At 66.7% G+C, this 17,965-nt stretch carries 17 protein-coding genes and 1 pseudogene; 10 read left to right on the top strand and 8 right to left on the bottom strand.

The genetic code is table 11. The features are described from left to right. Window positions 1-30: 30 nt before the first annotated feature. The 7 genes from NIBR502771_RS01590 to NIBR502771_RS01565 form a co-directional block, all read right to left on the bottom strand. Window positions 31-990, bottom strand: a complete 960-nt coding sequence (locus NIBR502771_RS01590) for a glutaminase (protein ID WP_141158163.1) — start codon at window positions 988-990, stop codon at window positions 31-33. Beyond that, window positions 987-2,282, bottom strand: coding sequence for a CdaR family transcriptional regulator (locus NIBR502771_RS01585; RefSeq protein ID WP_246839780.1), 1,296 nt, complete (start codon window positions 2,280-2,282; stop codon window positions 987-989). The genes NIBR502771_RS01590 and NIBR502771_RS01585 overlap by 4 nt, the downstream gene beginning before the upstream one ends. Continuing rightward, the gene (locus NIBR502771_RS20890) at window positions 2,275-2,586 is read right to left on the bottom strand and encodes a hypothetical protein (protein ID WP_246839779.1); all 312 of its coding nucleotides are present in this window, start codon (window positions 2,584-2,586) and stop codon (window positions 2,275-2,277) included. Before NIBR502771_RS20890 ends, NIBR502771_RS01585 begins: the two co-directional genes overlap by 8 nt. 240 nt (window positions 2,587-2,826) lie before the next feature. Further along, window positions 2,827-3,603: a maleylpyruvate isomerase family mycothiol-dependent enzyme gene (locus tag NIBR502771_RS01580; protein ID WP_141158162.1), complete on the bottom strand. Its 777-nt coding sequence runs from the start codon at window positions 3,601-3,603 to the stop codon at window positions 2,827-2,829. Further along, entirely contained in the window at window positions 3,603-4,445 is an 843-nt protein-coding gene (locus NIBR502771_RS01575) for a fumarylacetoacetate hydrolase family protein (RefSeq protein WP_141158161.1), read from the bottom strand. Before NIBR502771_RS01575 ends, NIBR502771_RS01580 begins: the two co-directional genes overlap by 1 nt. Next, window positions 4,445-5,575 carry a cupin domain-containing protein gene (locus tag NIBR502771_RS01570; RefSeq protein ID WP_141158160.1) on the bottom strand — a complete coding sequence of 377 codons (1,131 nt, stop codon included), beginning with the start codon at window positions 5,573-5,575 and terminating at the stop codon, window positions 4,445-4,447. Before NIBR502771_RS01570 ends, NIBR502771_RS01575 begins: the two co-directional genes overlap by 1 nt. A 118-nt stretch (window positions 5,576-5,693) precedes the next feature. After that, a complete protein-coding gene (locus NIBR502771_RS01565; RefSeq protein ID WP_141158159.1) occupies window positions 5,694-6,500 on the bottom strand; it encodes an IclR family transcriptional regulator in 807 nt (268 codons plus the stop codon). Window positions 6,501-6,548: 48 nt separating this feature from the next. Here NIBR502771_RS01565 and NIBR502771_RS01560 point away from each other — a divergent pair, with 48 nt between their 5' ends. The 5 genes and pseudogenes from NIBR502771_RS01560 to NIBR502771_RS01535 form a co-directional block, all read left to right on the top strand. Further along, window positions 6,549-7,844 (top strand): aromatic acid/H+ symport family MFS transporter, encoded by a 1,296-nt coding sequence (locus tag NIBR502771_RS01560; protein ID WP_210411297.1) that lies wholly within the window; start codon window positions 6,549-6,551, stop codon window positions 7,842-7,844. Further along, window positions 7,837-9,084 carry an FAD-dependent oxidoreductase gene (locus tag NIBR502771_RS01555; protein WP_141158158.1) on the top strand — a complete coding sequence of 416 codons (1,248 nt, stop codon included), beginning with the start codon at window positions 7,837-7,839 and terminating at the stop codon, window positions 9,082-9,084. Before NIBR502771_RS01560 ends, NIBR502771_RS01555 begins: the two co-directional genes overlap by 8 nt. 117 nt (window positions 9,085-9,201) lie before the next feature. Then, on the top strand, window positions 9,202-10,242 hold the full coding sequence (locus NIBR502771_RS01550; protein ID WP_141158157.1) for an LLM class flavin-dependent oxidoreductase: 1,041 nt from the start codon (window positions 9,202-9,204) through the stop codon (window positions 10,240-10,242). 37 nt (window positions 10,243-10,279) lie between these two features. Then, complete coding sequence (locus NIBR502771_RS01545; protein WP_141158156.1) at window positions 10,280-10,906, top strand: alpha/beta hydrolase; 627 nt, start codon at window positions 10,280-10,282, stop codon at window positions 10,904-10,906. Window positions 10,907-11,139: 233 nt separating this feature from the next. Next, window positions 11,140-11,382: pseudogene (locus NIBR502771_RS01535) on the top strand (CocE/NonD family hydrolase C-terminal non-catalytic domain-containing protein); the annotation flags it as partial. On the opposite strand, the gene NIBR502771_RS01530 reads toward NIBR502771_RS01535, so the two are convergent. Continuing rightward, window positions 11,383-12,438: a LacI family DNA-binding transcriptional regulator gene (locus tag NIBR502771_RS01530; protein WP_246839777.1), complete on the bottom strand. Its 1,056-nt coding sequence runs from the start codon at window positions 12,436-12,438 to the stop codon at window positions 11,383-11,385. A gap of 222 nt (window positions 12,439-12,660) precedes the next feature. Here NIBR502771_RS01530 and NIBR502771_RS01525 point away from each other — a divergent pair, with 222 nt between their 5' ends. From NIBR502771_RS01525 to NIBR502771_RS01505, 5 genes are read left to right on the top strand one after another with little or no spacing between them, the layout of a single operon-like run. Then, a complete protein-coding gene (locus NIBR502771_RS01525; RefSeq protein WP_210411296.1) occupies window positions 12,661-14,019 on the top strand; it encodes an ABC transporter substrate-binding protein in 1,359 nt (452 codons plus the stop codon). A 6-nt stretch (window positions 14,020-14,025) separates the two neighbouring features. Further along, the gene (locus tag NIBR502771_RS01520; protein ID WP_141158155.1) at window positions 14,026-15,036 is read left to right on the top strand and encodes a carbohydrate ABC transporter permease; all 1,011 of its coding nucleotides are present in this window, start codon (window positions 14,026-14,028) and stop codon (window positions 15,034-15,036) included. Beyond that, the gene (locus NIBR502771_RS01515) at window positions 15,033-15,956 is read left to right on the top strand and encodes a carbohydrate ABC transporter permease (protein WP_141158154.1); all 924 of its coding nucleotides are present in this window, start codon (window positions 15,033-15,035) and stop codon (window positions 15,954-15,956) included. Before NIBR502771_RS01520 ends, NIBR502771_RS01515 begins: the two co-directional genes overlap by 4 nt. Window positions 15,957-15,958: 2 nt before the next feature. Then, complete coding sequence (locus tag NIBR502771_RS01510) at window positions 15,959-16,807, top strand: sugar phosphate isomerase/epimerase (RefSeq protein WP_141158153.1); 849 nt, start codon at window positions 15,959-15,961, stop codon at window positions 16,805-16,807. Then, window positions 16,804-17,964, top strand: a complete 1,161-nt coding sequence (locus tag NIBR502771_RS01505; RefSeq protein ID WP_141158152.1) for a Gfo/Idh/MocA family protein — start codon at window positions 16,804-16,806, stop codon at window positions 17,962-17,964. The genes NIBR502771_RS01510 and NIBR502771_RS01505 overlap by 4 nt, the downstream gene beginning before the upstream one ends. Window position 17,965: the final 1 nt, after the last annotated feature.

The raw sequence follows: 17,965 nt of genomic DNA, 5'->3' as shown, positions 1-17,965 counted from the left end.
CCGGAAAAGACCTTGGTGGATGGGGGAAACTTAGAAGACTGACCAGCCGGTGCGGTCGGAGAGATCGGCCAGGGCGGCGGTGCCGGCGAGGGAGTTGCCTTTGGCGTCCAGGCGCGGGCTCCAGACGCAGATGGCGCATTGTCCCGGGACGATCACCAGGATCCCGCCGCCTACTCCGCTTTTGCCGGGCAGGCCCACCCGGTACGCGAATTCGCCGGCGGCGTCATACATGCCGCAGGTCAGCATGATGGAGCCGATCCGCTTGGCCTCGCTCGGGGACAACACGGCTCCGGGGGCTCCCTGGCCGTCGCTGGCAAGGAACAGGCCTGCCTTGGCCAGCTGGACGCACGTCATCATGATGGAGCACTGGCGGACGTAGTTCTCCACCACTGCCGCCGCCGGCTGGGTGAGGTTGCCGAAGTCCTTGAGGAAGTGCGCCAGGGCCAGGTTGCGGCTGCTACCGGCGAGTTCACCGGCAGCAGCGGCCTCGTCGATGAACGGCGCCGGCCCTCCCTCCTGGCCTGTTTGTCCTCCGGTACCCGCTTGCCGGGTGAGGAACTGCAGGAGGTGCGCGGCGGCGTCGGGCGTCTCTTCCATCAGGTGGTCCGTGACCACCAGGGCGCCGGCGTTGATGAAGGGATTACGCGGAATACCGTGCTCGGCTTCGAGCTGGACCAGCGAGTTGAAAGCTGTTCCGGATGGTTCGCGCAGCACCCGTGACCACAGCAGGCCGGACCGGCCGCGCTGCAGCGCCATGGCCAGGGTGAACACCTTGGAGATGCTCTGGATGGAGAACGGGACGTCCGCGTCGCCGGAGCTGAAGACCTTGCCGGAGGTGGTGGCAACGGCGATGCCAAAATGGTTGAAGGGGACGGCCGCCAGGACCGGGATGTTGCCGGGTACGGCACCGGTTTCCTTTCGGGGCCGGTGTTCCCGGACGATCTCCTCGAGGAGGATGTCCAGGGGCGGTGCGCTGAGTGTGGTGCTCATTTCCTGCCTGAATTGTCGGTGGAGGCGGCCCACTCCTGGAGATGGAGCAGGGCCACCAGTGAGTCGCGCGGGTTGCCGAAATCCAGGCCGGTCACCCGGGCCGCCTTGGCAACGCGGTAGTAGACGGTGTTTTTGTGCAGGTTCATGTGTTTGGCGCATTCGGAGACGTCGAAGCAGGCGTCGAAATAGGCCTGCAGGGTTGCTGCGAGTTCGGTATCCTCCTGGAGCAACGCCGCCATGCTGCGGTGCCGGAAGGGTGAGCCGTGGAAGTTCCGGACCGCCTCGCGGTACAGGATTTCCGCCTCGAAATCATCAACGGTGGCCACCGTGCCCGGCGTGGCGTTCCGCACGCAGGCCAGCAGCGCTTCAGTGATGCCGGTGACCCCGTGGATGGACAGCAGGTCCGGCGCCAGCGGTCCGACGGCGGCGAAGGGAATGATGCCGAGGTGTTTGCGGGCATCCTTGACCACCGCTTCGGCAAGTGCCCTCAGCCCCGCCTCCGCCGTGCCGGACTGGAGGTCCGGCAGGATGATGGCCGTGTCACCGTTGAACTGGCCCACGACGGCGGACGCCTTGTATGCAGCGGCGTGAATGGAGGCCAGGTTGGCCAGTTCTCCGTGCTTGAGCGCGGCGTCGTCAGCCCGGGAGTCGGCGTCGGACATGCCGACCAGGAGAAGCGCCGCGGGACGCTCCGAGGGGATCTTTCCGCTGTGGGCGCTGGCGGCGGCCTCGGCGGGACCTGACAGGATCCGTGCCACCCGGTCCTCCCGCATGTGGACGGACTGCTGGTTGCGGTATCGGATCAGTTCGGCGGAAACCCTGGCTGCGGCTCCGGTGAGGACGTACTCCACGTCCGGGCCGAAGCCTTCTCCGGTCTCCTGGAGCCAGATGTAGCCCATGATCCGCTCCCCGGCGAAGAGCGCGATGGCCACCCGTTCACGCAGCCCGTCCTGGGGCCGGGCAGGCACGCGGACCGGCTGCCGGGTGCGGTGGAGTTCGCGGTACGCGCCCAGGTCCTTGAGCAGCAGCTCGTACTTCCGCGGGCCGCGGCGGGACAGGATGGACGCTTTGCGGAGCTCATCGATGTCGTTGGTGACGGTGGAGTACGCCAGGACCTTGTTGGCCGCGTCCTCGATCAGCACGTGGCTGGAGGTGAGCCTGGCCGTGGTCTGGGCGATGGCGAACAGGTCTTCCTCGAGCAGGGTGAGGACTTCGCTCTCGTAGCTGCGCGGCTGGATCCGGTCTTTTGCGATGGACAGCAGGCGGTCCCAGTCGGCGGCCGGATCAATCAACCAGCAGGAGGCCCGAGCCCGCTGCCTGCAGGAGTTCTTCCGCTTCGGAGAGGCCTTCGCGGTTGCCTTTGACGGCTACTACCGGGGGCGGGTCTTTCAGGAGCCGCCGGAGCGCCGGCAGGGCGGAGCGGCCGCGGACACCGATGAGCAGGACAAACGCGCCGGCAGCCTGGACGGACTCGTCGTCGGCGTCGACAATCAGGAACCGTTCGATGGCCGGCGCCGAGGGGGCGGGGCGGAGGATGAGGCTGGCGAAGCCAAGGGGAAGATCCGAGAGGATGTCGTCCACCGTAACCGCGGCCATGGGTTGTCCTTTTGCGTCGATCCCGCCGGACGGCTCTGTCCGGTGACCTCATGCTATCCAGCGGCCGCCGTCCTGATTATGTGCCGGGTCCCAAACTCGGGCACGGATTTTTGGTTTCCAGCCCGAGGCGCAGGTCCGCTGCCTGGGAGCCGCCCGGACAGCAACACCAAAGGCGGGCCAGCGTATGCTGACCCGCCTTTGGGGGTGTGGCGATGGCTTGCCTGGACTTTGGATCTACAGCTAGATCCAGGCGGGTGCCGGGGGCGCCGGGGTGACCGATCCGCCGTGGCCGCCTTCCGTTGCTGGACGCTGTGCCGTCGTGCCGTCCGTGCCGCGGCCGGTGGCCCACTGCGCGATGGCGGCCAGGGAGCCGGACACCACGGTGGGGGAAGCGGATGACGTGTCCCCGAAGACGAGCGCGGACGGCTGCCCGGTGACCTCGACCACGAGGTCCTTGTCCGTGCCGCGGGTGTGCCAGGCGCCGGTGATGTCCGTCAGGAGCCGTTCCAGGACGGGGGCGGGGATGTCCTTGAACGTGGCCCCGTTGTCCAGGTCCACGGCGTGCACCCACACTTCCCGGGTGCGCATCCACACGGTCTCTTCGGCCGGGACGGTCCTGCCCTGGACGGTTTTGACCTTGTGGTGCCAGTTGTCGGCGGGCAGGTCGCGCCATTCGACGTTCAGGTGCACGGCGGAGTGGTCGAACAGGTTGCGCAGGGCGATCGGGGACAGCGTCGCGCCGAAGTCGATCTCGTGGTTGCGGACCTCAACGGACGGGTACATCGGTGTTTCCACCCCGGTGGCTGCCCACTCGACCAGCCGGGCGACGGCCCGCGCGTTGTAGCCCACGTGGGCTACAACGTGGCGGCGGGTCCAGCCCGGCAGGAGCGAATCCCCGTCCAGTTCCGCGTCGCTGAGCTCGTTGAGCTTGCGGGCGAAGAACGCGGTGCCGCGCCGGGCCTGCAGGAGCCCGTCGAGCAGGACGGGATCGGTGGCCTGGTCGTGCCGGGCAACCATCAGGCTTCCTTGACCACGCGGTTGGTCAGCTGGCCCAGGCCCTCGATGGTGGTGACCAGGACCTGGCCTTCCTGCAGGTAGCGCTTGGGGTCCTGGGCGTGGCCCACGCCGCCGGGGGTGCCGGTGGCGATCACGTCGCCCGGGTTCAGGGTGATGATGGTGGAGATGTAGGCGACCAGGAACTCGGGGGTGAACACCAGGTCCGAGGTGGGGGTGGACTGCTGGACTTCACCGTCCACGGCGGAGGTCATCAGCGGGCCCGCGGTGAACTCGTCCTTGGTGACCAGGGCCGGTCCGAACGGGGTGGACTTTTCCCAGGTCTTGCCCTGCAGCCATTGGATGGTGCGGAACTGGTAGTCGCGCATGGAGACGTCGTTGAGCACGGAGTAACCGGCGATGTGCCCAGCGGCTTCGGCTTCGGGGATGCGGCGGCCGGCCTTGCCAATGACGACGGCGAGTTCGGCTTCCCAGTCCACGGTGTCCGATTCCTGCGGCAGGGCCAGGTCGTCGTTGGGACCGATCAGCGACTCGGCGTACTTGGCGAACAGGGTGGGGTACTCCGGAACTTCCCGGCCCATTTCCTTGATGTGGTTGCGGTAGTTGTGGCCCACGCAGATGATCTTGCCGGGGGAAGGCACGACGGCGGCGAGATCGGCGCCGGCCAGGGCGTGGGTTGCGCCCTTGGCTTCCTTGGCGGTGGTTTCCCAGGCGGGGTCCTGCAGCAGGGCCCCGACGTCGGAGAACCCCGGGATTTCGGTGAGGGTGCCGCCCTCCTGGCGGACCGCCGTCGTGCTCTTGCCGTTGCCGGTGCCGGCGGGGAGGCGGAGGGTGAGGAGTTTCATTACTTGGTGCGTCCTTCGATGTAGGTGCGGTTGAAGTTCAGGCGCTCAAAGATGGGGGCGTCGCTGAACCGGAACAAATCAAACTCGGATTCGGCCTGCAGTGACCAGGCGGTCCAGGACGGGACCACGAACAGGTCGCCCTTGGCCAGGACCCTGGTTTCGCCGTTGAGGGTCACGGTGCCGGTGCCTTCGAAGACCTGCCAGACACTGGAGCCCACCTCGCGGACGGTCTCGGTCCAGGCTCCGGCGCGCAGCCGGTGGAACTCGGCACGGATGGTGGGCATGACATCCCCGCCGGTGGTGGGGTTGGTGTAGCGGACCGCGGCGTGGCCCTGGGACACGGTGGCGGGGTGGCCTTCATCCTCGAGGAGGAGTTGTTCGCGTAGGGCGGCGTCGGTGTACTTCCACCGGTAGGCGGCGATGGGGGAGTTGGTGGTCTCATCCAGGCCGGAGAGCGGGCGCAGCCCCGGGTGGGCCCAGAGCCGCTCGGAGCGGGAGATGTCCGGGGTGGCCTCGTCCGTGACGCGCTCGGTACCGAACTCGAAGAACCCGGCATCGGCGTAGTGGACGAACGGGATGTCCAGCCCATCGATCCAGGCCATGGGCTCATCGGTGTCGTTGTGGTGGCCGTGGAAGTTCCAGCCCGGGGTGAGCAGGAAGTCGCCGCGGGACATCCGGACCGGGTCACCGTTCACCACGGTCCACACTCCCTCGCCTTCGACGACGAAGCGGAAGGCGTTCTGCGAGTGGCGGTGCTCGGGGGCGGTTTCGCGGCCGCCCAGGTACTGGATGGCGGCCCAGAGGGTGGGGGTGGCGTACGGGGTGCCGGCCAGGCCAGGATTGGCCAGCGCGATCGCCCGGCGCTCCCCGCCCCGGCCCACGGGCACCAGGTCCCCGGCGCGGGCGGCCAGCGGGTACAGGTCGTTCCACCGCCACACGTGCGGTACCGCCTTGGGGGACGGGACCATGGGCATCAGGTCCGCGATCTCCGTCCACAGCGGAATCAGGTTTTCCTTATCGAAATCCTTGTAGAGCTGCTCAAGCTGCGCAGCCTCCTCCGGGGTGGGCTCGGGAACGTGGTGTTCCTGCGCCACGGATTCGTGCGTTTGGTTTTCAGCGCTGATGGACACTGGCCTTCTCCTTGCGTGCGGACTGAGTGCGACGTGGATTCGACCCTAGGGAAGGGTGGCTGTGATCTCCAACATATTCTGTCTGCCAGAATTATTCTTGGGGCTTTTCGCGGAGGCCTCAGCTGCTTCCCGCTCCGTCCACCGGATTGGCTGCGATATCCAGCTCCAGCTGGCGGCGGGTTTCCATCATGACGCCCACCAGTCCGGCGTCGAACAGCGGCCGGAACCTGGCCACCGGAGTCGCCACGCTCAACGCGCCCACCACCATGCCCCTGCCGTTGTGCAGCGCCATCCCAAAGGCGCTGATGCCCTCCTCCGTGCCCTCGAAGTTGGCGGCGAAGCCGTTGGTGCGCACGGACTCAAGCTCACGCAGGAACGCCGGGTACTCGGCGTCGGAGATGTAGTCGCCGGCGAGCTCCGCGTTGGGCCCGCGGAACAGCTGCTCCACCATGGCGGGATCCAGTTCCGCCAGGATGGCCTTGCCGCCGGAGGCCTTATGGGCCGGAAGCAAGGTCCCCTGCCGGTCACCCACGCGCAGGATGTTCGAACTTTCCACGGTGTCCAGGAAGCGGACCTTGGTGCCCACCCGGATCATCAGGTTGACGGTCTCGTTGGTCCGCGCGCAAAGCACTTCCATATGGGGCCGGGAGATGTCGCGGAGCTGCCGGGTCCAGCTGAACCCGGCAGGCCCGGCGCCCATGGCCGGGCCCGGCACGTAGCGGCGCGTCTCATCCTGGACGGCAAACCCGCGGTACACCAGCATGGCCAGCAGGCGGTGGGCCGTGGACGGGGCCACGCCTAGTTCCGCCGCAGCGTCCTTGAGCCGCAGGCTGCCCACGTCCCGCAGGAGCTGCAGGAGTTGCAGGGCGTTGTCCACTGCCTCGATGGCGTAGGTAGGCTTCCGCCGGGCCGGAAGATTCTGCATGACAGAATCTTATGTGCGCGGCGGTATGACTGCCAGCACAGTGGTGGGATGAATCACACATCTTCCGCTGCAGCGCCGCAGCGCATGGCCGCCCCCGCCCCGGGCGCAGGCCTTTCCGGGTTTCCCCGGCGTTCCGTGCTCGCCGTCCTGGTGTGCTGGCTGCTGGTCGTTTTCGACGGCTATGACCTGATCGTCTATGGCACCGTCCAGGGCTCGCTCATCAGCGACACCGGCTGGGGCCTGACCAAGGCCACCGCCGGCACCATCGGCTCGATGGCCTTCATCGGCATGATGATCGGGGCGGTCTTCGCCGGCCGCATGTCCGATACCTGGGGCCGACGGCGCACCATCATCGGCTGCGCCGTCGTCTTCTCCCTCTTCACCATCCTCTGCGCTTTCGCGCCCAACGCCCCGGTCTTCGGCGGCCTGCGGCTCCTGGCAGGCATTGGCCTGGGCGGCCTGGTTCCCTCGGCCAACGCCCTGGTGGCAGAGCTGGTCCCCGAAAAGTGGCGGTCCACCATCGCCACCCTGATGATGTCCGGCGTTCCCATCGGCGGTTCCATCGCCGCCCTCGTCGGCATTCCGCTGATCCCGGCCTTCGGCTGGCCAGTCATGTTCCTGGTGGCCGTCGTCGCCCTGGTGGTGGTTATCCCGCTGGGCATCCGCTACCTGCCGGAGACGCTGGCGCCGGACCACAAGCGCGGAGCCCGGGGCGGTGCCGCCAAGGAAGCCGTCGGATTCGGGTCCCTGCTCCGCGCGCCCTACCTCGGCACCAGCCTGCTGTTCGCCGTCGGCACCCTGGTGACCCTCTTCGCCTGGTACGGGCTGGGCACCTGGCTGCCCAACCTCATGCAGCTGGCAGGCTACAACCTCGGGTCCGCCCTGACGTTCGCCCTGGCCCTCAACCTTGGCGCGGTGGCGGGTTCGGTGCTCACCGCCTGGGCGGGCACCCGGTTCGGCCCCATCCCCACCGCCATCGCGGCAGCGGCCGTGGCCGCCGTCGGATTGCTGGTCCTGGTCACCGGGCCGCCCGTCGCCGTCGTCTACCTCATGCTGGTGCTTGCCGGCGTGGGCACGCACGGCACCCAGTGCCTGATCATCGCCGCCGTGGCAAGCCACTACCCGGCACACCTGCGCGGCACCGCCCTTGGCTGGGCGCTTGGCGTGGGCCGGATCGGGGCCGTGGCAGCGCCCCAGGCCGGCGGGCTCCTGCTCGCAGCGGGCCTGGGCGTCAACTCGAACTTCCTGGCATTTGCCGGAGCAGCCGCAGCAGCAGCAGTCCTGCTCGCAGCCGTCGGTACCAAAATCAAGAAATCAACAGCAGTAGGAGTTTCCAATGTCTAACCTCAAAGCGTCCACCGACGTCCTGGTAGTTGGCGGCGGCATGGCCGGACTTGCCGGAGCGCTGGCGCTTCGCGAAAACGGTGCCGATGTCACCCTGGTTGAAGTGGCACCCGCCTTCGGTGAAGTCGGCGCCGGCCTGCAGATGGCGCCCAACGCCTCCCGCGTCCTCAAGCGCTGGGGCCTGCTGGAGAAGGCACTGGAAATCGGCGTCCAGCCCAAGCACCTGGTGTTCCGCGACGCCATCACCGGCGAGGAACTCACCCGCCAGACCCTGGGCGGCGAGTTCGAGGAACGCTACGGCGCCCCTTACGTGGTGATCCACCGCAGCGACCTGCACCGGATCCTGCTCGAAGCCTGCCAGGAAGCCGGCGTCACCCTGGTGAACGACGTCCTGGTGCAGAAGGTGGAGACCGACGGCGACCGGGCCCGCGCCTACACCGCCAAGGGCGAGGTGTTCGAGGCTGACGCCATCCTGGCAGCGGACGGGCTGAAGTCCACCCTGCGCGCCACCGTTGCCAGCGACGGCCCGGTCAACTCCGCCTACGTGGCGTACCGCGGCACCGTGCCCATCACCGAGGAAACCCCTGCGGCGGACCTGGAGGACGTCATCGTCTACCTTGGCCCGAACTGCCACCTGGTCCAGTACCCGCTCCGCAAGGGCCAGCTGCTCAACACCGTGGCAGTGTTCAAGTCCCCGTCGTTCGAGCGCGGCGAAGAGCAGTACGGCGGCGTGGACGAACTCCAGGCAGCCTACAAGGACTGCGTCCCCGCCGTGCAGGAAGCCCTGAAGAACCTGGCCACCGGCATCCGCTGGCCCATGTACGACCGCAACCCGATCGAGACCTGGGTTTCCGGGCGCATGGCACTGATCGGCGATGCCGCCCACCCGATGCTGCAGTACCTGGCCCAGGGCGCCTGCCAGGCGCTGGAGGACGCTGCAGTGCTGCAGGACGCCGCCAGCAACCGCGTCTTCACGGCCGAAGGCATCGACGCCGGTGCGTGGGAGGACGCCTTCCGCGAGTTCAACGAAACCCGCGCAGCCCGCACCGCCCGCGTCCAGCGCACCGCCCGTATCTGGGGCGAGTCCTGGCACGTGGACGGCGTGGCACGCGTCCTGCGGAACATGCTGTTCAAGAGCCGCGGCGACAACAACTTCCAGTTCAACGACTGGCTGTACGGCCGCAACGAGCCCGGTGCCCCGGCTGAGGTTCCGGCCGGAGCAAAGCTGGTGGAAGCCTAAGCACCGCCAGCCAAGGCGGGCGTACGACGGCGGGTGGCCCCCGGCGTCGTACGCCCGCCTTCTTGGATGGAAGGGAAGGTGCCGGAATAGATCCATACAGTTGAATGTTCAACCAATATGGACTTTGGCATTTTTACTTTTGGCGAACTGTCGCGCAACGGACAAACCGGGCTGGCCCAGTCGCCGCACCAGCGGCTGGAAGAGATCATTGGGCTGGCCAAGCTGGCCGACCAGGCGGGCATCAGCTTCCTGGGCCTGGGCGAGCACCACCGCAGCGACTTCGCCTTGTCCGCCCCCGAAATGGTGCTGGCCGCAGTTGCCCGCGAGACCACCAACCTGAGGCTGGGCACTGCCGTCACTGTGCTCTCCACCCAGGACCCGGTGCGGCTCTTCGAACAGTTCGCCACCCTGGACCTCATATCCGGCGGCCGCGCCGAGATCATCGCCGGGCGCGGAGCGTTCATCGAGTCGTACCCGCTGTTCGGCTACGACACCGCGGATTACGACGCCCTCTTCGACGAAAAGCTGCGCATGCTGCTGGAGCTGCGGGACAACGCCACCCTGGAGTGGCAGGGAACATTGACCCAAAGCATCCCCGGCATGGACATTGCCCCCCGGCCGCTGCAGGAAAAGCTTCCCGTCTGGGTGGGGGTGGGCGGGACGCCGGCGAGTTTCGCCCGTGCCGGACGCCTGGGCCTGCCGTTGTTTGTTGCACTGCTGTCCGGACCCGAGCGGTTCCGCCGCCTGGTGGAGCTGTACCGGCACACCGCGGCCGAGGCCGGGCATGACGCCTCCGCCCTTCAGGTGGGTGCCGGCGGCCACTTCTACGTGGCGCCCACCTCCCAGCAGGCACGCGATACCTTCTATCCCTATTACCGGGCCTATTTCGAACAGAACATGCCCCGGCCGGTGGACCACTTCCCGCGCTCAACCTTCGATGACTGGTCCGAACCCGGCGGCGGCCTGCTGGTGGGGAGCCCGCAGCAGGTGGTGGAGAAGATCCTGGCCATCCACGAGGCGCTGGGAACCAGCCGGTACATGGCCCAGATCGGACTGGGCGGGCTGCCGTTTGCCGAGACGGCGCGTTCCATCGAGCTGCTCGCCACCGAGATCATGCCCGCCGTCAACCGGGAAATCGGGGCCCCGGCCACTGCCTGACCCAAGCCATTTCCACCACCAACACCGAGGAAAAGATATGCACGCACCGTTCGCCGAACCCACCGTCGCCTGGCAGAGCCCCGACGATCCCAACCGCCCGCTCGTGGTGCTGCTGCACGGGCGCGGATCGGATGAATCAGGAATCATCGGGCTGGCCAACCACCTTCCCGCAGGCCCCTCCTACGCGGCCGTCCGGGCACCGATCCCGGCAGGGGGCGGGTTCGCCTGGTTCGCGAACCGGGGGACGGGGCGGCCCGTGGCCGAGTCCCTGGCCCAGACAATGGAATGGTTCAGGACGTGGCTGGAGCCGATCGCCCCGGAAGGCCGGCCGGTGATCCTGGTTGGCTTCAGTGGCGGTGCGGCGTTCGCGGGCGGGTTGCTGCTGGCTGATCCGCAGCGTTTTGCGGGCACGGCCATCCTTTACGGGACGCTGCCGTTCGACGCAGGCGTCCCGACGTCCCCGGACCGGCTTGCCGGCGCCCCGGTGTTCCTGGCCCACGGTGAAGCCGACACCGTCATCCCGGCCGACCTGCTGGGCCGCACCTGGGACTACCTCCTGGGGGCCTCCGGTGCGGACACCCACGCCCGCAAGGACCCGGGCGGGCACGCCCTCACCGCGGAAACTGCCGCCGGGCTTGGTGCGTGGATCTCCGAACGGGCCTAGCTTGCGCTGCCCTGGTCAGCCTTCGTCGCAGAGCAGGTGGTACCAGCTGTCCGCCAGCACTTCCAGGGCGTGCTCGCGGTTTGGCTCCATCTTGCGGCGGGTCCACAGCGTCGCCACGTAGTCCAGCTGCGTGAAGGCCAGGGTGCCGCGGATGTGGCGGGTTTCCCCGGCGAAGCGTCCGGCGAGCTGACCGCACCACCGAGGGGAACCCCTACCATCCGCACACCCGCGCGGTTCCGGTGGAGCCGGGGAGGATCGAGGAATACGTGGTCCGCCTCTACCCGTTCGCTAACACCTTCAACCCGGGGCACCGCCTGGTAGTGGAGCTGTCCAACGGCGAGCCGCTCGCCGACGAACACAACTCGCTGCTCCCGCCTGACGCCTTCCACCTCCCGGTGGGCAGGCCGGTCACACACAAGATCTACCGCGACGCGCACCACCAGTCCCGCCTGGTCCTGCCGTTTACCGTGGGCTGATCAGGCAGGCGCCGGACCCGTTGACTCCCTGACAGTCAGGTGGGTGGGCATGACGGCGAGCTGCCGGCTGGCACTTCCCGACAGCGGGTTGAGCTGTGCCAGCAGCATGGACACCGCCACCCTGCCCGCCTGCTCTATGGGGCTGGAAATGGTGGTCAGTGGGGGATTGCAGAAGTCCGCGCCGAAAATGTCATCGGACCCGACGATGCTTATGTCCTCCGGAACCCGAATGCCCCGTGCCTTGAACCGCTGGAGCATGCCAATGGCAAGCAGGTCATTAAAGACGATGCAGGCTGTTGCCCCCGTCCTGACTGCAGCATCAGCGGCAGCAGCCCCCGACGTCGTCTTCGGGGTGTAGGGGCCGATCCGGTGGATCTCCATGCCGCGCTTAGTGGCGTCCTCTTCGAAAACCTTCCACCGCATCTGGTTGGACCAGGAGGTGGGCGGTCCGGCCACATAGCAGACTTTGTGGTGGCCCAGCGAGGCCAGGTGCTCAAGGGCCTGGATGATGGCCGAGGGTGTATCGATCATCACCGTCGGTGCGCTGGTGGACGCGCGGTTGAACGTCACCAGGGGCTGCGACTGCGAGACCTCCGCAAGCTGGGCGTCCGTCAGGCGTGAGGCGGCAAGGATGAAGCCGTCCGCGGACTTGCGCATCTTGTGCAGGGCATCGAGTTCCATCTCGCTGGACTCCTCGGTGTCCACCAGGAGCTGGGTGACCCCGGCCGCCTTGAGCTGGTGCTGGGTGCCGCGGATGATGTCGAAATAGAACGGGTTGGTGATGTCGGGTACCAGGACGGCCACCGCATTGGTTCGTCCGGAACTGAGGCCGCGGGCCTGGGAGCTGGGCACGTAATTGAGCTCCGCGGCCGCTTCCTCGATCCGGGCCCGGGTCCGCGGGTTGACCCGGTCGGGCCGCGCGAGGGCCCGCGACACGGTGGAGGTGGCCACCCCGGCGAGTTCCGCCACGTCCCGGATGGTGGGTGGGCGGTCCCGCCGGGCGCCTGCGTCAAGGCTTGCCGGGACTGACGACGCCGTGGTTGCTGGGTCTGCCATCGCTGGGCCTTCCTCGCGGACCGGGATAAGACCGGCCATCTGGGGTTTCCAAGGCTACTCGTTCCCGGAATCCTGTTGAACTCAATCTGAGCATTTATGGCAACTTTTGGCAACCGCTTGCCAGTCGCGTTGCCATCTTCCTAGACTGACTCCCGAGTCGCCTGCAGTGATCTCCGCCACAGGACGGATGTGGCCATGCGGGTGTCCTAGAGGAGAAAAACAATGAGGTTTAAATCGACTACTGGGCTTGCGGCGATAGTCACAGCTGCAGCGCTCGCCTTGACCGGGTGTGGATCGAGCTCCGGCAACGGGGGCGGCTCAACCAGCTCGGACGGCAAAGTGGACGGCACCGGGAAGACGCTGAGCGTCCTGGTGAACGTTTCCAGCCAATACCCGGAACAGCAGAAGCAGTGGCAGTCCGATATTGCCGCGAAGTTCAAGGCCGAGACCGGCGCCGACGTGAAGTTCGAAACCTTCGCTTCGGCCAACGATGAACTCACGCGTATCCAAACGTCCGTGGTCTCGGGCCAGGGCCCGGACGTCTACAGCCTCGGAACCACGTTCACCCCCACGGCATATGCCACCAAGGCCTTCGTGACCCTCTCCGACGACGACTGGAAGAAGGTGGGCGGCAAGGACCGCTTCAACCCGGCAACCCTGGGAATTTCCGGACCGGACAAGGACCACCTTGCCGGCATCCCATTCGTCAGCCGGCCGTTCGTCATGGCGTACAACAAGGACCTGCTGGCTGCGGCGGGCATCGACAAACCTGCCACCAACTGGGATGACCTGGCTGCCCAGTCGAAGAAGATGACCAAGGACGGCACCTACGGCATCGCCACGGGATACAAGGACAGCTTTGACCCCTGGAAGTTCATCTGGGCCATGTCCGTCCAGGCCGGCAACCCGCTGGTGGACGGCAACAAGCTGAAAATGGACGACCCCACGGTCAAGAAGGCCTACGAAACGTACTTCGGCTGGCTCACCAACGACAAAGTGGTTGACCCCGCATCCATTGGCTGGAGCAACAGCAACGCCGTGGCCGCCTTTGCCAGCGGCAAGGCCGGGTACCTGATGATGACCACGTCCAGCTCGATTCCCACCCTCGACAAGTCAGCCGTCGCCGGCAAGTACGAGTACGCCCTGATGCCCACGATCGCTCCGGGCCAGACCCAGTCCAAGTCCGACGGCGACGCCGCCAGCATCCTCTCCGGCGACAACCTGGTGGTGGCCGACTACTCCAAGCAGAAGGACCTGGCCTTCGCCTACATCAAGCTGATCACCTCCAAGGACGAACAGCTGAACTACCAGAAGGTCTTCGGCGACCTCCCGGCCAACGCGGAGGCCCTCGCCACCCTGACCGATGCCAAGCTCAAGCCGCTGGCCGATGCCGCCGCCAAGTCCAAGGCCACCCCGTTCACGGGCGCCTGGGGTGACATCCAGCTGGGCCTGCTCAACGTCACTGTCCAGTCGATCCCGGACCTGGCCGCCGGCAAGGTGGACGAATCCGCGCTCGACTCCCGAATCAAAGATGCCCAAAACAAGGGCCAGGCTTCCCTGGACCGGGCCTCCAAAGGATAAGTTCTGATGTCAACCGACGCCTCCCATGAAGTACGGCCTGCGGTGGAATCCGCCGCAGGCCGGGCGCCCCGGACCGCCAACGACGCCGGGCAGCAGCCCGGCCCCAAAGACGGCCTGCGGCGCAAGGGCCTGAGCGAGCGGAACCGCCCGCTCTGGATGCTGATCCCCGGCGGGGTCCTGATGATCATCATCATCGTGGTACCGCTGCTGCTGGGCATTTACATGTCCATCCTCAACCTGGACCAGTACACGCTGCGGAAGTGGGTCAGTGCACCAATCATCGGAGCCGAAAACTTCGTTGAAGCCGTCACGAACTCGCCGCTGCTGCATGCCGTGTGGCTCAGCGTCAGCTACTCGCTGCTTGCCATGGTGGTGACCCTTCCGCTGGGCATTGCCGCTGCCGTGGCAACCCAGAACGCCTTCAAGGGCCGCGCCCTGATCCGTTCTGTGTTCCTCATCCCGTATGTCCTGCCGTCCTTCGTGGTGGCAACCGTCTGGCGGACCATGCTCCAGCCCGGCGGCATCGTGGACGAAGCCCTGGCCACCGTGGGAATCCACGTGGGACTCTGGCTCAACGGGCCGCAAACGTTCTGGACACTGGTACTGGTCCAGATCTGGGCTTCCTGGCCGTTCATCTACCTGCTGGCGTTGTCCGGCCTGCAGTCCGTGGACCACGAGGTGCACGAGGCCTCAGCCCTGGACGGGGCGTTGTGGTGGAACAAGCTCCGCTACGTGATCTTCCCGTACCTGAAGGGACCGCTGGCCTTGGCTTTCCTGATCGGAATGCTGCACCACATCAACAACTTCACCCTTCCGTTCGTGCTGTTCGGCGTCCCGGCTCCGTCGGACGTGGAAGTCCTCCCCATCCTGACCTACGTCACCAGCTTCCAGAGCTTCCGCTTTGGCCTGAGTGCTGCGATGGCCTTCATCTCCCTGGTGCTCATCGCCATCCCGCTGTTCGTCTACCTCCGCGCCGTGAAGCTTGACGACGCCGACACCCCAGGAGCGAAGAAATGAGCGCCACGACAGCTGCTCGGCAGGGTGCGCCAACAGCTGGAATCGACCGTCCGGGCTCGCACCGGCAGCACGAAGTGCTGAGGCTCCTTCCCAGCCCCCTGCTGGTCATCATCCTGATCTTCCTCGGCTCCCTGGTCCTGGTTCCGGTGCTCTACATCTTCCTGGCATCGGTGAACTCGGACATCGGGGTTGCCAACGGCGAGTTCTGGCCGTCGTCGGTGACGTTCGAGAACTACTCGAAGATCTGGACCAGCGTGGGCCTTGCCACCGGCCTGACCAACAGTGTCCTGGTGGCCGGATCAACCGCCGTGGTATCGGCGGCCTTGTCCGTGTCCACCGCGTTCGTCCTGGTCCGGTACAGCTTCCGTGGCAGGCTCAGCATCCTGCGCGGCCTGCTGGCACTGCAGTCCGTCCCGGGAACCCTGATGGTGCTGCCGGTGTTCGTGCTCTTTTCCTCGGCGGCAACCTACCTCGGCATCCAGGTGATCGGAACCCAGTGGGGCCTGTTCGTGACGTACCTGACCTTCGCCATGCCGTTCTCCACCTGGGTGATGGTCACCTACCTCCGCGGGCTCCCCAAGGAGCTGGAGGAAGCAGCCAAGATCGACGGCGCGTCCAACCTCGGCGTCCTCTTCCGCATCGTCCTGCCCCTGAGCTGGCCCGGCATCGTCGTCTCCGGCATCTTCGCTTTCCTGCTCGGCTGGAACGACGTGCTGTTCGCCTCGGTGATGACGCGCCCCGAAAGCCAGACCGCCGCCGTCGCCCTGCAAATCTTTGGGGCCTCGCAGGAAGGCGGCGCCATTCCCTACTACGGCCAGATGATGGCCGCAGCCCTGGTGTGTGCAGCACCGGTGGTCATTCTCTACCTGATTTTCCAGCGTTACCTAGTAGGCGGGCTGACCGCCGGAGGAGTTAAATAACCATGGTTTCGACCACCCAGGTCACGTGGCAGCTGTCAGGCTTCGGCGACGAAATCGACGACGACCCCGCAGTCCAGATAGCCGTGCTGCAGGCCCTCGGCGCCAACCACATCGAGGTCCGCAGCGCATGGGGAACCAACATCGTGGACCTCAGCGACGGGCAGCTGCAGGCACTTGCCGCCCTCCTGGCAGATAAAGGCATGAAGGTCTCGGCCATTGCCTCGCCCATTGGAAAGGTGGACGTCAGCCTCCCGGTGGAGCATGAGGTGGAGCGGCTGCGCCGGGCAGTCAATGCAGCCAGGGTGCTGGACGCGAAGTACATCCGCATCTTCTCCTTCTACTACGGCGAGTCAGTCCAGGTGGACAGCATCCGGGATGACGTCATGGAACGTATGCGGGCCCTGGCCGATGTCGCTGAGGAAGCCGGCGTGATCCTCCTGCACGAAAACGAAAAAGACATCTTTGGGGACGTCCCGGACCGTGTGCTGGACATCATCGAGACCGTGGACTCACCAGCCCTGAAAGTGGCCTGGGACGCCGCCAACTTCGTCCAGGTGGGCGTCAAGCCCTTCGACGAGGGATACGCAAAGCTGCGGCCGCACCTGGAATACCTCCAGGTCAAGGATGCCCTCTTCGCCAACGGCCACGTGGTGCCTGCCGGCGAAGGAGACGGGGACGTCCTGAAGACCGTGGAGGCGCTCAAAGCCGACGGCTACGAAGGCTTCGCTTCCCTTGAGCCGCACCTGGCAGGTGCCCACGGCCTGGGCGGATTCTCCGGCCCCACGGCCTTCGGCATCGCAGCACGCGCCTTCGCCAAAGTCACCGCAGAAGCAGGAGTCCAGACCGCATGAGCACCTTGAACGCAGCCATCACCGGGTGCGGCGTCATTGGCCGCACCCACGCCGTAGCCCTCCGCGAATTCCCGGAAGTCCGCATTGTCGCCCTCATCGATGCCATCCCGGCAGCCGCCGAAGCACTCGCAGACTTCATCGAACAGCAGGGCGGTACACGGCCGGCCCTGTACACCACCCAGGCCGAGGCCTTCGCCAATGAAGACATCCACCTCGTGGCACTGGCGACTCCCAGTGGCCTGCACATCCAGCAAAGCCTCGAGGTGCTGGCGGCAGGCAAGCACGTGGTCATCGAAAAGCCCCTCGACGTGGACCTCAGCCGGGCCCAGGAAATCGAGGCAGCCGCGAAGGAAGCAGCCGGCAAGGGCGTCGTTGCCTCGGTCATCAGCCAGCACCGGTTCGACCAGTCCAGCGTGGCGGTGTCCCAGGCCATCGCCGATGGGCGCTTCGGCAAACTGACGTCCGCCATCGCCTCGGTGGCGTGGTGGCGCAGCCAGGGCTACTACGACTCCGGCGACTGGCGCGGCACGTGGGCGATGGACGGCGGCGGCGCCCTCATGAACCAGGGCGTGCACACCGTGGACCTGCTCCTGTGGTTCATGGGACGGCCGGTGGAAATCTTCGCGCACACCGCCCGCCTCGCGCACGCACGCATCGAAGTGGAGGACACGGCAGTAGCCACCGTGACGTTCGAGAACGGCGGCCTGGCTGTCCTTCACGCCACCACTGCCGCCTACCCGGGATTGACCGTGCGCGTGCAGCTCATGGGCTCCGGGGGCTCGGCCGTGGTGGACAACGACCGACTGGAGTACTTCCACAGCAGGGCCGCAGGCGGTGCCTCGGCGGACATGGGACTCCAGGGCGGCGGCAACCAGGCGGAGGAAGAACTGGCCAAGTACCCCGAGGAAGACTACAAAGCAGCCGATCCCACCGTGTACCCGGCCGGCCACGTCCGTCAGTACCGGGACATCCTGGCCGCCATCGCCGGTGGGAAACAGCCCGGCGTCACCGTCAGCGACGCCGTCAATGCCCTGGCCGCGGTGCGTTCGGTGTACGTCTCGGCCACCCTCGGCCAGCCCGTCCTCTTCGAGGATGTCCTGGCAGGCAAGTACAACGACCTCGAAGTCCGCACCGGCACCGCGGCAGAAAGCGCCTGAG

Origin of the sequence: Pseudarthrobacter sp. NIBRBAC000502771, from assembly GCF_006517215.1 — a bacterium.
GTDB classification, from domain to species: Bacteria; Actinomycetota; Actinomycetes; order Actinomycetales; family Micrococcaceae; genus Arthrobacter; species Arthrobacter niigatensis.
Note: the sequence above shows the minus strand (reverse complement) of the source record. Positions and strands in the feature narration are given on the sequence as shown.